This is a genomic window from Bacteroidota bacterium (assembly GCA_019637975.1).
In the GTDB taxonomy this organism is placed as follows: Bacteria; Bacteroidota; Ignavibacteria; order UBA10030; family UBA6906; genus CAADGV01.
The window spans coordinates 1-14,026 of the sequence record JAHBUR010000027.1; the positions used below are offsets into that span (position 1 = coordinate 1).

Consider the following 14,026-nt stretch of genomic DNA (forward strand, 5'->3'; position numbering starts at 1 on the left):
ATCCGTTTTGCGAGTTCCTTCCGGAAGTCGTCGTCCAACAGTTTCATCTCATCTTCCGGATTGGAAATGAATGCCGTCTCGACAAGTGTCGACGGTAATTCAGTCGGCCCGAGCAACGCAAAGTTGAAATTTCCGACGCTGCCGATTGTATCAAGGCCGGTCTTGAGCAACTCCGTCAAGATGAACTCTGACAGAAATCTGTGTGATGCATGTTTGTAGAACGTGCCTGCCCCTTTAGTATCTGCCGGATTGCCCGTAAGACCGATGGAATTTGCGTGAATACTCACGAGCATATCCGCCCCTCCGCGATATGCCCTTAGAAACCGTTCCGTCATTCCCGGGTTCGAATCATCCGATCGGGTGAAGATGACGGTGGCTCCCTTGTCCTCCAGCACCCGCCGGACGTGAGAGGCAATGGCAAGCGTGACATCTTTCTCAAAAGCTCCTGTTGAGCCTAACGCGCCTTTATTGTCTCCACCGTGTCCGGCATCTATTGCAAAGGATAACGACTTCAGTTTCAGACTTTCGGGTTGACGGCGGACTTTTATTTTGAGTGATGTGCCTTCATATCCGATTTCATAGCCCCACATCTGCTTGCTTTTCAGTTCAATTGTTATCCGGGCTACGCCCTTCTCAGCCTGATTGACGTAAACGTTTGCAATTTCCTTCGCCGTCATCTGATGCGTGATAGCGTTTGTATTCAATGCGGCGCCGTACACATTCACGACAATACGGTTTGGATTCGATAGTTGGGATGTCGAGTAAGGAAGTCTGTCGCTCAGGAACATTGATACAACATCCTGTTTTCCTTCGGCCCCGACGGTAATGTTCCCTGTGAGAGATGAGGGGAAGAATGTGCCTGCGGGCTGCAACTCAACGTATGCGTCTTCAATCCACGCTTCCTGGTTCTCAGTCAAGCCCACGCGAAACATGTTGCCGACTTTTCCCGTGATCCGAAGCCTGATATCCTGATTGATGATCGAGAATTTGTATGCGCCGAGCCGATCATCTCCCAATCCTGCATTCAGATACGGTCGTTCCCCTTTTGTTACACCGACTACAGGAAGCGCATTTGATTTGAATGAAACCCGGGCATACGTGGAACGCGTGACTGCGTTTCCTAAACTATCCTCAAGACGAAACGTAATGCGCTGACTCGCTAACGTATCAGAAGCCTTTACTTTGTACGTCCCGCGATAAATGCCCGCAAGACCGCGTGTTTGTGAAACGGGCCTTTCCCTCATCGGTATGCCGTTGAGGAACGTAACTTTTCCTCCGGGCGTTCCCTTCACCTGAACCTGAAGAATATCGCCTTCCGCAAGCCACAAATCCTGCGTCGGCATCATCATCGCGTCTTCAAGCATCAACGTGTCGCGCCGCGTCGTTTCCATCGGTTTCGGACGAAGAATGACGAACGTCTTTGACATTGATGTGCCCGCGGGAGTGGAAGCAGTAATTGTAAAAACATTCTCGCCAACGGCAACATCAAGCTTTCCACAAAATGCGCCCGACGGGTACACGTTGTACTGCTTGCCGTTGACAGTGACGGCATTACCCGGATTTGTACTTGCTGATAACCTGTACGTTGTTGTCGTTGTGGTGACAGTATCGGATTCGGGAACGACGAGCAGGATGAAAAGACGTGACTTGTCGACTGCCGGCTGGGCTGTAAGAATGCCGATGACACACATCTGAAGAAGAACTGTCCGGCGTAAGCGATGCATCGTGAATTACCCCTGATACAATTGGATACGTTCTGTTTTCGGAAAATAATGGGAAAGAATGCTGTCGCTTGTGTAGCCTGCATCACCCATCACAGCAGCACCGATCTGGCACATTCCCACACCGTGCCCCCATCCGGCGCCGTGAAGAATGAAACGCGATGGCACACCCGCCTTTACATTCAACCGCTGAATCGACAATGCTGAACTGTAGAGATGGGAATTCGACAGCGTGCGCCGTATTTCCAGTTCCTTACCGATCGTCAGTGTCCGCTTCGAGCCTACGATTTTCAGCTTGGTCAGCCGTCCCGACTTGCCCCGTTCGACCGGAACGAGATCACGTATCAATCCAAAATCAATGCCGCTCCGGCGCGCAACAATGGCGGCCAATTCGTCCTGCTCATACTCTACTGTCCACCGGAAGAAGTCGCTTGTCTCCTGATCATATTTCATCAGGATTTGGGTGATAATTCGCTTGTCGGATGTATTGCAGAACACATCCGGTCTGGAGCAAATCCATCGTTCGGCATCCGGTTCGGCTGACACGTCTGCTTGCTCGTGGGACAAATGTGTGTCACGCCGTGAAGTCAAATACGGTTTCTGTTCCGGCTGCCATACGTTTTCGAACAATTCGGTGATTCCGCCGCAACATTTCGAAAACCGGGCATCGCACACCGTGCCGTTGTGCATCAGAACCATTCCGAATGTCGCCTGTACTGCATCGCTGACGGTTGATGTATGGGCCTTGGTGATTCCCTGATATCGCTGGCAGTGATCGTCGGCGCACACGTCGAACAAATCGTGTGCCTCCCGATCGTACCAGCGGATGCGCTCGGCTTCTGTTTCGACAACTGTTGCGTATGTGTTATGCTCTGACTTGAGCTCACGTGATCTCCCCAGTTGCGCGAGCAGCCAGCTGCGTGATGCGATGGCATGCGCTTGCAGAAGATTCGCCGAGGCGTCGGCGCTCATCTCCGAAGAAATCACGCTCGCAAGATAGTCTTCGATACTGACGCGGTTGATTGCGAGAATGCCTTCATCGGTTAGCTGAAGTTTCAAGGTTCCCCTGAACTGTTGATCTTCTTTTCGTTGCCAATGAAAGCCGATGCCGATGGTGACATCTTTGATCGTGAACGTGCATTCATCCTGTTCAGGTGAGAACGTGATTCGGGGGGTTGTTCGGAACATCCCTTCACGTTCAATTTCAATCAGGTTGCCGGAACGTCGCGCAATATACTCGCCGTTGAACATTCCTGCATCGCCGGAAGCAATGAAATCCCCGTGCAGCGCAAAACGGAGTTCAGGCTGCGTACTGATGCCCACCGCGATAACGGGGATATTCGTGCTTGAATTCAAAACGGGAAATGGTTGTTTACCGTGTGGAAGACGTCCGCCCTTTGGCACAACATAAAGAAGTTCATCTACAAAAGAAATGAAAAACCCGTGCAGATGCGGCTACACGGGTTTCTCGTCACCTGACTATCGTTGTCAGTTGGTTCCGGCTTCAGGCTCGAACTTCAACACCTCTTCCACGATCACATCAACGATTTCCGATTCCTTCACTTTCCTGATGACTTCACCTTTCCGGTAGAGGATTCCGACACCCTTCCCCGCGGCAATCCCGATGTCGGCTTCACTCGCTTCGCCGGGTCCGTTTACAACACAGCCGAGCACGGCAACCTTTACGGGCTTCTTCACGCCTTCGAGCCGCTCTTCCAATTGTGCCATGATGCCAAAGAGATCGACTTCGAGTCTGCCGCATGTCGGGCACGCGATCAATTCGACATTGCGGGATGCCAGCCCGAGTGAGCGGAGAATTTCCTTGCCGACCTCAACTTCCTTTACCGGCTCGTCCGTCAACGATACGCGGATCGTATCCCCGATTCCTTCGGCCAGCAGCGTTCCGATACCGACGGCTGATTTGATGGTTCCGATTCTCGTTGTTCCGGCCTCGGTGACACCCAGATGCAGCGGAATATCGGTTCGCTCGGCAACAAGCCTGTAGGCTTCAATCATCAAACGAACGTCGGTGGATTTGACGGAGATAATCACATCACGAAATCCAAATTCGTCGCATATCCCGACATGTCGCATTGCGCTCTCGTACAACGCCTCGGCAGTCGGGTAACCGTGCTTTTCCAGAATATCCTCCTCCAACGAACCCGAATTGACGCCGATGCGAATCGGAATCCCCTTGTCCTTTGCCGCAGTCAACACCTCATAGATGCGATCCTTGCTGCCAATGTTGCCGGGATTGATTCTGACTTTCGCAACATTGGCCTGGATTGCCTTCAGGGCAAAGATATGATTGAAATGAATATCCGCAACAACAGGAATGGGTGACTGACGGACAATCTCAGCCATTGCATCCGCGGCTTCCTTGTCATTCACCGTCACTCGAACGATGTCGCACCCGGCGTCGGCCGCATCGACAATTTGCTTGACAGTGCCTTCAATGTCGCTCGTCTTCGTCTTCGTCATTGTCTGCACGCTGATGGGCGCACCGCCGCCGACTTTGATGCCGCGGATCGTGACCGACCGTGTGTGTCTTCGTACCCCGACTTTGTATGTCGGATGCGGCACAGCCGGGGGTTGATCAGTCATATTCAGAACAGGAATTTCCATACACTCCTTAGTTGATTTTCTTGCTCGCTTCGTTCAAGATGCGTTTCTCTTCATCCGTAAGACTTTGATATCCGCTTGTATTGATTTTGTCGAGGATGGCGTCAACGACCTCCTGATTCAATTCGTTCTCCCCCTCCATCGGACGTCCCGTGTGAATGTCGAAAAATTTGGCGTCCTGGATTTCATCCCGGACGGTTTTCCGGGTTCGTGGTGGTTGATGCGGCATCTTCGGGCTTCCGATAATAACCCTCCACACATCTTCAAGAGAAAATCCTTGCGCTTCGAATTTCATGTACAAAAATCCGACTGCGGCCCCGCCGAGATGCGCAAAGTGTGCAATGCCCGACGACGTTCCCGTAACTCCGAAGAACAACTCGAGAACAATAAAGCCTGTGACGAAATACTTTGCCCTGATGGGAAGGAGGAAATAAAGATAGATGGGACGATCAGGAAACAGCATTCCGAACGCAACCAAAATGCCGAACACGGCACCCGACGCACCGACAGTTGGAACGGTAAGTCCGATCAGCGGAGCAACGAGAAGATTTGCAATTCCCGCACCGAGACCGCACGTCACGTAGTAGATGATGAACCGCTTGGAACCCCAGAGATTCTCCAACTCCATTCCAAACATCCAGAGCGCCAGCATGTTAAAGAACAGATGCCCCAGCCCTCCGTGGAGAAACATATACGTGAACAGCTGCCACGGCCAGAAGTTCGTTCCCAGGGGCCACAACGCAAGCCATTGCGTAATGAGCCCGAAATCACCTCCGATGGAACTGCCACCGATCTTGAACGGCGCAAGAAAGAACGCCGTCAACAACCAGATTGCGGCATTGCTGATGAGCAGCATTTTTATGACAGGCGGAAAGAACGAAAATCCGCCGAAGAAACTCGGACGGTAGTAGTTCCCGCCTGTACCTGTTGAGCGATAGAAGGACATTAGTTCAGAAAAATCTTCCTTGAAATGGCGCTACACGATAGAACATCTGTGTACGGCAATTGGTTCATACGTATTTCGTGTCGAGCGCGGCCAATCCGGGCAATTGTTTGCCTTCGAGAAACTCAAGCGACGCTCCGCCGCCGGTTGATACGTGAGAAATGGACGACTCAAAACCCATTTGTACAACCGCTGCCGCTGAATCACCTCCACCCACGATTGTGGTTGCCCCGCTTGTTGTCGCCTCCGCAAGCAATTTGGCAATTTCCAGCGTGCCGTTGGCGAAGTTCGGCATCTCGAAGACACCCATCGGGCCGTTCCAGATTATGGTCTTTGCGCCCTTCATTTGAAGTCTGATGAGTTTGATTGTCTCGGGTCCAATATCAAGCCCCCGCCAACCGGACGGGATTTTGGTGATCGGGACGGTTTTGCGTTGTGCATTGTTATCGAACTTGTCGGCAATAATGCAGTCAATCGGAAGTATCACCCTCCGGTTCTTTTCTTTGATGTGTTCAAGAATTTCCTTGGCAAGTTGGACCTTCTCCTGTTCTACCAAAGAATCGCCCACCTCCAATTCCTGAGCACGGAAGAACGTGAACGCCATTCCGCCGCCAATCACCAGCACATCGACCTTGGGAAGCAGATTCTGAATGACGTCGATCTTGCCTGAGATTTTTGCACCACCGAGAATCGCCACGTACGGTCGTTTCGGATTTGCCACGGCTTGCGTAAGATACTCAATCTCCTTTTTCATCAGGTATCCGGCAACACACGGTTTCAGGAACTTTGTCACGCCCTCAGTTGAAGCATGCGCCCGATGTGCCGTACCGAATGCATCGTTCACGTACACATCACCCCAACCGGCCAGCTCCTTTGCAAAATCCGGATTGTTTTTTTCTTCCTCGGGATGAAAGCGGAGGTTTTCGAGCAGCAGTATATCTCCCGGCTTCAATCCATCAACAATCTTTTTTGTTTCCTTTCCGATACAGTCTGCTACGAACTGCACGTTGGTACTGAGCAATGTTGCGAGATGATTGGCAACGGGTTTCAATGAAAACTCGGGATTGGGGCCGCCCTTCGGCCTGCCGAGATGGCTCATGAGAATAGGAATGCCGCCTGAGTCAAGAATCTTTCTGATTGTGGGAAGCGATTCTACAATTCTCTTATCATCAGAGATTTTCAAGTCGTCCGTCATCGGAACGTTGAAGTCGACCCGTACGAGTACGCGTTTGCCTTTCAGATCTACATCATCAATTGTCTTCGTCATCATTTGTCATTTCTCCATTCGGGATCTGTAGAGACACAAAAGCCTGCCTCACAACACCGTGGGGCAGGCCTGCCCGCCATGAGGCAGGCGGGAAAATCATCACAAAAACACTATCAGGCTATTTTCTTCAGCAAATCCACCACCCGGCACGAGAAGCCCCATTCATTGTCATACCAGCCAAACACTTTAACGGTGTTGCCGTACGCCATAGTCAATTTCGAATCAACAATGCATGAGTGTTCGTTGCCGATGATATCGGCGGAGACAATTTCGTCTTCTGTGTACTGCAAAATGCCCTTCATGCTTGTTTCTGCAGCCTTCTTCAGAGCGGCGTTCACTTCATCCTTCGAGGCAGGTTTCTTCAGCACTGCGACAAAATCCGTGATGGATGCATCAGGCGTCGGAACACGAAGCGAGAAGCCATCCAGTTTTCCCTTCAGTTCGGGGATGACTTTGCCGACCGTTCTGGCGGCCCCGGTAGTTGTCGGGATAATGGAGAGAGCTGCAGCACGGGCCCGGCGCAAATCCTTGTGCGGCAAATCGAGCAATCGCTGATCGTTGGTGTACGAATGAATAGTCGTCATGAACCCGCTTTCCATTCCGAACGTTTCGTGCAAGACTTTCACCATTGGTGCAAGGCAGTTGGTCGTGCATGATGCATTCGAGACGAACTGTTCTTTTCCCGTCAACACACTATCGTTCACGCCGAGAACAACTGTCGCGTCGATTTCATCTTTCGCCGGGGCGGTAAGCAGAACTTTCTTTGCGCCCGCTTGAATGTGCAGATTCAGCTTCTCGCGGCTCGTGAAAATGCCGGTCCCTTCAATCACGAGCTCGACACCCAATTCTTTCCACGGAAGCTTCGCGGGATCCTTCTCCGCAGTGATTTTGAATTTCTTTCCGTCAACTACTAGAGTATCGCCATCAGCCCGAACATCGCCGCCGTACTTGCCGTGAACGGAATCGTACTTCAACAAGTACGCAAGTGTTTGTGCATCGGTAATGTCGTTGATAGCAACAACATCGAAGCCGCCAGTTTTCATCAACCTGCGAAACACGAGCCTGCCGATTCGGCCAAACCCGTTGATGCCAATTTTTACCGCCATGAACTACCTCCGAATGTCAGACAATAAGGGGAACCAAAAATCTTGAAAATCGTGCAAAAAGAAGGCGTTTTGCAAAGAAACACACGTCAATCTACCAAGAAAAGCCCTGAATGTCAAACAAGGTTTCCGAGGCGGTCTTCAGACTTTGGGCAAGAAGTAACCGGTTGATCAAACTGTATCTTTCAACGTTCCGTGATCAGCGAGCGCCACTGATGTTGCGAACACCGACTTGGCCCCATGCTCCTTGAGTACCCGGGCACACTCCTGAATCGTCGCGCCTGTAGTGATGACATCATCGACAAGAAGGAAGGAAGAACCTGCAATCATTGCAGCATAGCGGGAGTTCACTCCGAATGCAGAACGGACATTGTTCCGGCGTTCTTCAATGTTCAGCGTCGTCTGGGTTCTCGTGTTTCTTTTTCTTTGCAACAGATTCCGGTACACAACCGACTCCGCAACGGAGCGAATTCCCATTGCAACATACACGCTCTGGTTATAGCCCCGTTCCCTTCTCTTTGAAGGATGAAGAGGAACAGGGACGAGGCCCGCTGATGAGATATCCCCGCAAGAAGCAGTGACCCTCTCGCCGATCTTCTTCCCAAGCTCGAAGCCTGCTCGAGTCATCTCTTCATACTTCAGTTGATGGATTAATGACTGAAGCATGCCATCCTTCTCAAAGTGAAACGCAGAAATCAGGCCGTCAACATATCCGCCGGAAACAAGTCGTTCACGCATTTCCGTGAAAAGCGGGTCATCCTGCGTGATCGGCTTGATGCTTTGAAAGCAGGCCGCGCAAATTCGATCAACAGTTTCGCCCAAATATTCTTCGCATCCAAGACACGCAGGGGGATAGATGAATTCGTAGAATGCGCGGAGTGTTGTGGAAAGTGGCGACGAACGGACCTCAAGCATGTCGATCCCGTGAGACGTTGAGGGATTAATTTCGTTTCGATTTTTTTTCCGGCTGCCTCATCGCTTCGAGCTTGGCAATCTCATCGCGGAGCTGGGCTGCACGCTCGAACTCCAAGTCCTTCGAGGCACTCAGCATTTCGGCGCGCAATTCTTCAATCAGATCTTTGCGTTGATCGGCGGTGAGGTAACGGATAACGCTTTCTGCAACAACGGGCATTTTTTGCCGCTCGCGTCGTGCATCCCTCTCGGCCTTGACGTCTGCGACGGCAGTGGCAGCAAGAACTTCATTCACGGTTTTGTACACAGTTTTCGCCGTAATGCCGTGATCCTGGTTATACTGCAATTGCTTTTCGCGACGACGTCGCGTTTCGTCCAGCATTCTCTGCATCGAGCCTGTGACAGTATCAGCGTACAAAATGACTCTGCCGTTCAGATTGCGGGCTGTCCTCCCGGCGGTTTGAATGAGAGATTTTTCGGAACGCAAGAAGCCTTCTTTATCGGCATCGAGAATGGCAACGAGTGATACTTCCGGCAAATCCAATCCTTCACGCAAAAGGTTGACGCCGACAAGTACATCAAAATCGCCGAGGCGCAAATCACGTAGGATCTCGACACGTTCCAGTGCATCAACCTCGGAGTGAATGTACCGGACTTTTACCTTGATCTCTGTGAGATAGTCTGTTAGATCTTCAGCCATCCGCTTCGTCAACGTCGTAACCAGAACCCGCTCTTGCCGTGCAGACCGTGTTCGAATTTCCGCGATCAGATCATCGATCTGATTTTTCACCGGGCGGATTTCGACCTCGGGATCGACCAGTCCTGTTGGGCGTATAACTTGTTCTACGACAACACCTTGCGACTTCTGCAGTTCATAATCGCCCGGCGTGGCGCTGACGAAAATCACCTGTTTCACCATCTGCTCCCATTCGTCGAAGGTAAGCGGACGATTATCGAGGGCAGAAGGAAGACGGAAACCGTATTCAACAAGTGTCAGCTTTCGTGAACGGTCGCCGTGATACATTCCGCCGATTTGCGGAACGGTAACATGCGATTCATCGATCACGAGAAGAAAATCATCGGGGAAGTAGTCGAACAAACACGCCGGGCGGGAACCCGGCGGGCGGCCTGCTATGTGCCGCGAGTAATTCTCGATGCCGGAACAATAGCCTACTTCGCGCATCATCTCCAAATCGAATCGAGTGCGTTGCTCGAGGCGTTGTGCTTCCACCAACTTCCCCAGTCTGCGCAGTTCTTCAAGCCGTTCTTCAAGTTCCTGCTCGATTCCCTTGTATGCTTTTTCGAGAGATTCTTTCGAGGTGACGAACTGTTTGGCCGGATAGATAACTTCATAGTCGGTTTCGGCGAGAACTTTGCCGTCTGTCTTGTTGATGTAGGAAATCCGCTCAATCACATCGCCGAAAAATTCGACGCGAATCGCCTCTTCGCTTTCGTAAGCGGGAATTACTTCAACAACATCTCCCCGTACCCGCATCGTGCCCCGTACAAACTCGAAATCATTTCGCATATAGAAGATATTCAGAAGTTTGCGGAGAAAATCATTCCGCTCCATCCGTTCGCCTTTGCGGATCACGACAATCTGGCTCGCCCATTCCTCAGGGGCGCCAATGCCGTAGATGCAACTGACGGACGCAACCACGATAACATTCCTGTCGCCGCTGAGCAATGCGCTTGTTGCCCGCAGACGCAGCCGGTCAATTTCATCATTGATCGAGGCATCCTTGGCAATGTACGTGTCGGAGGTCGGGACGTAGGCTTCGGGCTGGTAGTAGTCGTAATAGCTGATGAAGAACTCCACCCTGTCCTTCGGAAAGAAGCTTTTAAACTCGCCGTAGAGTTGTGCCGCCAGCGTTTTGTTGTGCGACATGACCAGCACCGGCTTGTTGACCGACGCAATGACGTTGGAGATCGTGAAGGTTTTTCCGCTGCCTGTTACGCCGAGCAGGGTCTGATACTTGTCGTTTCGTAACACGCCTTCTGTAAGCTGGCGGATGGCTTCGGGTTGATCGCCGCTGGGTTGGTAGTCTGAAACAAGAGTGAAGGGACTCACTCATACCTCAACGCATCAATCGGGCTCAGTTGAGCGGCTTTACGAGCCGGATAGTAGCCGAAGAAGATCCCGACAAATGCCGAGAAGAGAAATGCGAGGCCGACTGCATCAGGCGAGACAAAGATCGGCCAGCCGGCAAATTTCGAAATCAGATTCGAGCTTGCAAGACCGAGCCCGATACCGACAAGCCCGCCGGCAATACTCAACATCATTGCTTCGGTAAGAAATTGCTGGAGAATATCGCGTCGCCGGGCTCCGATGGACATGCGAATGCCGATTTCCCGCGTCCGTTCTGTTACGGAGACAAGCATGATATTCATGATGCCGATTCCGCCGACAATAAGAGATACCGACGCAATACTTCCCAACAACATCGTCATAATGCTCGAGGTGGCGGTTGCCGCATTTGCAATTTCGGATTGATTGCGTATAGTGAAGTCGTCCTCGTCCCACGGTTGGATTTTGTGACGGGCCCGCAGAAGGGTCGTAACCTCCTGTTGCGCCGTTGGAATCATTTCTTTTGACACAGCCGAGACGAGGATGCTGCTCACATGATCGATTCCCTGAATCTTCTTCTGCACGGTGGAGAATGGGGCAATCACAATATCATCCTGATCCTGCCCCCACGTGTTCTGGCCCTTCGGCATCAGCGTACCGGTGACAATGAAAGGCATGTTGCCTATCCGGATAATCTGCCCGACCGCATCCTGGCCGGGGAACAGGTTCTGCACAACGGTTTGCCCCAACACACAGACCTTCGTTGCCCCGCGTTCGTCCTGCTCGGTAAAAAACTCACCGCTGGCAAGCTGCCAGTCACGAATTTGAAAGAATGCGGGCGAGCCTCCCTGAATGGATGAGCCCCAGTTCAGGTTGCCGGCAACCAACTGCCTGCCTGTTCTCGTATTCGGGCTGACAAGTGCGACTGACGGACATTGTTCGCGAATCGCCTCAACATCTCCCAGCGTAAGAGACGAACGCGTACCGGCACCGCCGCGAACTCCACCTTGCATTGAAGAGCCCGGAAAGATGATCAGCACGTTCGTTCCGAGACTGGCAATCTGCGACTCAACAGCCGATTGTGCTCCTTGCCCTACCGCAACCATGGAAATCACCGCGCCCACGCCAATGATGATCCCTAACATTGTCAGCAATGCGCGTGTTTTTTGCCGCAACAATGAATCGAGCGCGATGCGCAGTGTTTCAAGAAAATTCATATCACATCCCTCTCCTGCGGCCACCGCCGGGCATGCTCGGCGCAAAGGGATTCTGTACGGATTGCGAAACTTCAGCAGAGGGATTGAACATTCCGATAATAATCTCATCCCCTTCGTTCAGTTCTGTGCGTGCAAGCTCGACGAAACGTCCGTCTTGAAGCCCGGCACCGATCATGCGAGGTTGGGGGCTCCCTCCTTCCAACACCCAGACGACTGACCTTCCTGCCCCTCTGCTGCCGGGACCGCGCCTTCCCTCACGGCCGCCACTGCCTTCCTGCTGCCATCGTCCGGGCCGGGCCGTATCAGATTGGGCGTTCATTTGCGCCATTCGTCGTGCCCTCATGCTATCCAACAGTTCTTCAGCGTTCGGGGGAGAAAACCGTGTTGCCTGAATCGGAGCACGCAACACGCTCTCCCGTGTCGCGACGACAATAGTCAGCGTTGCCGTCATGCCGGGCATAAGCTTGAGATCGGGGTTCTCGACATCTATAATCACGTTATAGGTGACAACATTCTGAGAGATGACAGGGGCGAGCCTGATTTCCCTGACCGTGCCGTGAAATTCATCCCTCGGATATGCATCTACACGAAACGTGACATCCAGTCCTTTCTTCACGTTGCCGATATCCGCTTCGTCTATGCTTGCCCGGACTTGCATTTTGCGGAGATCGTTTGCAATCTCAAACAATGTCGGTGCAGAAAGACTTGCTGCGACTGTTTGACCGACATCGACATTGCGGGAAATAACAATGCCGCTGATCGGAGACCGGATTGTGGCGTACTTCAGATTGACGTCGGCGCCCTCGAGACCTGCATTGGCCTGTTCAAGGTTGGCGCGGGCCGATTCGAGATTCGTGATTGCGGCATCCATATCCGCTTGCGAGACGAGATTCTTGCCGAAGAGATCCTGAATACGATGATGGTCCCGCTCCGCCTGATTCAATGAGGCACGGGCTCGCGTGACGCCGGCCTTTGCCTGATTCATCGCTGCTTGAAGAAATGTGGGATCCAGTTGCGCCAGCAAATCGCCCCTCTTTACCTCTGAATTGAAATCTGCATACAGTCTCGCGATCCGGCCGGAAACCTGCGAGCCAACCTGAACCGTCGTGTCGGCGTTGACTGTTCCCGTTGCGCTGATGGTCACAGTAACATCGCCCCTGTCGATTTTTGCGGTTCGATAGGTAATCTTATCTTTATCTCCGTTGGTCAACCACAGGAAACCGCCGCCGAGAAGAATGACGGCACCAATAACAATCCACAACCACTTCTTCATGTGCATACACCTCTTCTGATCATAATTATGAGTGGAATACCGTGCTAACGCTACGAATTGGACACCCTGCCGGACATCGCGGTTTAAGCGGGGCTGTTATAGTTCATCAATACTTTTTCTTCCCGCAAACCCCTCAGGTATGGAATGCCAGAAGTGAATATCATCCTCGCCTACTTTCCAACACAAGTAGACTTCCTCACCGTTCCCCCGGATATGCGGAAAATCGACGAGTCCGTCGTCGAGACCCTTCACAATAATTCCCCGTTCCTCCAGCCCCCGTACGATTTTGACAAGCGTCTCCAACTCAGGTGGAAAGTTTCCGTCACCGTTCGGCCCCATTCCGCCGAAGTACCGGTGACGATGTACATCCCATCCCTTTGCGTCAAGATTCTTTTTGAGCTCGACGATTTTCGATGCAAGAGCGTGAACGCTTGTCAACTCACGCCGGGCCTCATCGATTGTGAAATGCTTCTTATGCAGCCTTTGCTCCATGGCGTCCGGTACAATACAACGAATAGTCGGGTCTGTTTGTACAAAAAGGTAAGAATTTGAAGGTAGGATGTAAAGGGATCAGACGGCTACGGAATTCGTACCTCGTCGACAACAAGCCCGGCATCACGACCTCTCATCACAATCAGCACAGTTCTCTGACGCGGCTTCTCGTTGTCTTCATCAACCACCGGCATTTGGTAGTAGCCCCAGATCCGTTCGCCGGAGGCTGCTGAAGAGTCGATCACACGCGGCGGGCCAAGCAACGCCAGCACGTCACGTTCTGTCTTTCCCTTCAGGCTTTGAAGATCATCGAAGCGATGCACAGGCTTCCGCTCTATACAGGCCATACACGATAGAGCAACGAATACCATCAAGAACACTGAAAACGCCCCTGCTCTCAAAGTCATC

The 14,026-nt window shown here is 52.1% G+C and carries 12 protein-coding genes; all 12 read right to left on the reverse strand.

Features of this window, described 5'->3' with window-relative positions:
• The coding region (locus KF749_13890; GenBank protein ID MBX2992240.1) for an N-acetylmuramoyl-L-alanine amidase at positions 1–1,724 on the reverse strand (1,724 nt) is incomplete at its 3' end.
• 6 nt (positions 1,725–1,730) lie between these two features.
• Positions 1,731–2,972: a SpoIID/LytB domain-containing protein gene (locus tag KF749_13895; GenBank protein ID MBX2992241.1), complete on the reverse strand. Its 1,242-nt coding sequence runs from the start codon at positions 2,970–2,972 to the stop codon at positions 1,731–1,733.
• A 237-nt stretch (positions 2,973–3,209) separates the two neighbouring features.
• A complete protein-coding gene (ispG, locus tag KF749_13900; GenBank protein MBX2992242.1) occupies positions 3,210–4,325 on the reverse strand; it encodes a flavodoxin-dependent (E)-4-hydroxy-3-methylbut-2-enyl-diphosphate synthase in 1,116 nt (371 codons plus the stop codon).
• A gap of 28 nt (positions 4,326–4,353) precedes the next feature.
• The gene (locus KF749_13905; GenBank protein MBX2992243.1) at positions 4,354–5,289 is read right to left on the reverse strand and encodes a rhomboid family intramembrane serine protease; all 936 of its coding nucleotides are present in this window, start codon (positions 5,287–5,289) and stop codon (positions 4,354–4,356) included.
• A 64-nt stretch (positions 5,290–5,353) separates the two neighbouring features.
• Positions 5,354–6,556, reverse strand: coding sequence for a phosphoglycerate kinase (locus tag KF749_13910; GenBank protein ID MBX2992244.1), 1,203 nt, complete (start codon positions 6,554–6,556; stop codon positions 5,354–5,356).
• Between the two features lie 110 nt (positions 6,557–6,666).
• Positions 6,667–7,659, reverse strand: coding sequence for a type I glyceraldehyde-3-phosphate dehydrogenase (gene gap / locus KF749_13915; protein MBX2992245.1), 993 nt, complete (start codon positions 7,657–7,659; stop codon positions 6,667–6,669).
• Positions 7,660–7,827: 168 nt separating this feature from the next.
• A complete protein-coding gene (locus KF749_13920) occupies positions 7,828–8,571 on the reverse strand; it encodes a ComF family protein (protein MBX2992246.1) in 744 nt (247 codons plus the stop codon).
• Positions 8,572–8,596: 25 nt separating this feature from the next.
• The gene (gene uvrB, locus KF749_13925) at positions 8,597–10,639 is read right to left on the reverse strand and encodes an excinuclease ABC subunit UvrB (GenBank protein MBX2992247.1); all 2,043 of its coding nucleotides are present in this window, start codon (positions 10,637–10,639) and stop codon (positions 8,597–8,599) included.
• Positions 10,636–11,853, reverse strand: a complete 1,218-nt coding sequence (locus KF749_13930; protein ID MBX2992248.1) for an ABC transporter permease — start codon at positions 11,851–11,853, stop codon at positions 10,636–10,638. Before KF749_13930 ends, uvrB begins: the two co-directional genes overlap by 4 nt.
• Before the next feature lies 1 nt (position 11,854).
• Positions 11,855–13,126, reverse strand: a complete 1,272-nt coding sequence (locus KF749_13935; protein MBX2992249.1) for an efflux RND transporter periplasmic adaptor subunit — start codon at positions 13,124–13,126, stop codon at positions 11,855–11,857.
• A gap of 96 nt (positions 13,127–13,222) precedes the next feature.
• Positions 13,223–13,618, reverse strand: a complete 396-nt coding sequence (locus KF749_13940) for a DUF2203 domain-containing protein (GenBank protein ID MBX2992250.1) — start codon at positions 13,616–13,618, stop codon at positions 13,223–13,225.
• Positions 13,619–13,704: 86 nt separating this feature from the next.
• The gene (locus KF749_13945) at positions 13,705–14,025 is read right to left on the reverse strand and encodes a hypothetical protein (protein MBX2992251.1); all 321 of its coding nucleotides are present in this window, start codon (positions 14,023–14,025) and stop codon (positions 13,705–13,707) included.
• Position 14,026 lies beyond the last annotated feature (1 nt).

Excerpts from the sequence above, each read along its gene's own strand:
- KF749_13910 (MBX2992244.1), bottom strand. The coding sequence starts at position 6,556 with ATGATGACGAAGACAATTGATGATGTAGATCTGAAAGGCAAACGCGTA.
- KF749_13935 (MBX2992249.1), bottom strand. The coding sequence starts at position 13,126 with ATGAAGAAGTGGTTGTGGATTGTTATTGGTGCCGTCATTCTTCTCGGC.
- KF749_13945 (MBX2992251.1), bottom strand. The coding sequence starts at position 14,025 with ATGACTTTGAGAGCAGGGGCGTTTTCAGTGTTCTTGATGGTATTCGTT.
- KF749_13905 (MBX2992243.1), bottom strand. The coding sequence starts at position 5,289 with ATGTCCTTCTATCGCTCAACAGGTACAGGCGGGAACTACTACCGTCCG.
- KF749_13895 (MBX2992241.1), bottom strand. The coding sequence starts at position 2,972 with ATGTTCAACGGCGAGTATATTGCGCGACGTTCCGGCAACCTGATTGAA.
- ispG (MBX2992242.1), bottom strand. The coding sequence starts at position 4,325 with ATGACTGATCAACCCCCGGCTGTGCCGCATCCGACATACAAAGTCGGG.
- KF749_13920 (MBX2992246.1), bottom strand. The coding sequence starts at position 8,571 with ATGCTTGAGGTCCGTTCGTCGCCACTTTCCACAACACTCCGCGCATTC.
- gap (MBX2992245.1), bottom strand. The coding sequence starts at position 7,659 with ATGGCGGTAAAAATTGGCATCAACGGGTTTGGCCGAATCGGCAGGCTC.
- KF749_13930 (MBX2992248.1), bottom strand. The coding sequence starts at position 11,853 with ATGAATTTTCTTGAAACACTGCGCATCGCGCTCGATTCATTGTTGCGG.
- KF749_13940 (MBX2992250.1), bottom strand. The coding sequence starts at position 13,618 with ATGGAGCAAAGGCTGCATAAGAAGCATTTCACAATCGATGAGGCCCGG.